The organism is Priestia sp. RMT2NF4 (genome assembly GCF_047872835.1).
GTDB classification, from domain to species: Bacteria; Bacillota; Bacilli; order Bacillales; family Bacillaceae_H; genus Priestia; species Priestia zanthoxyli.
Genome location: NZ_JBLQZO010000040.1, coordinates 1 through 315 on the forward strand (window position 1 = coordinate 1; position 315 = coordinate 315).

The following is a 315-nucleotide window of genomic DNA, read 5'->3' on the forward strand; positions in this document are numbered from 1 at the left end:
AAAAAAATACAAAATGAAGGAGATATAAAAATGACAAAAATTAATGGAGTCGATACAAAAGTTATTGAAAACTTAGTAGAAAATTATAAGAAAAATCCTGAGGAAGGAATGGCAGGATGGTCTTCTTCAGTAAAATGGAAAGATGGATTTTACGCTGAAGCGCAAGTAGGTGATCACAAACCCATTCTGATTGATGAGCCAGATTGGTTCTCAGGATCTAATAAGGGTCCAGGCCCAGCTGAACTTTTATTAAGTGCATTGGGTGGTTGTTTATCACTTGCATTTGTTGCAACAGCTAGTTTAATGGGTATTAAG

1 protein-coding gene is annotated in these 315 nt (G+C 35.6%); it reads left to right on the forward strand.

Annotated features, from left to right (window positions below; translation table 11 throughout):
- Positions 1-30 precede the first annotated feature (30 nt).
- On the forward strand, positions 31-315 hold a 285-nt coding region (locus ACMX9J_RS27740; RefSeq protein WP_416226477.1), incomplete at its 3' end, for an OsmC family protein.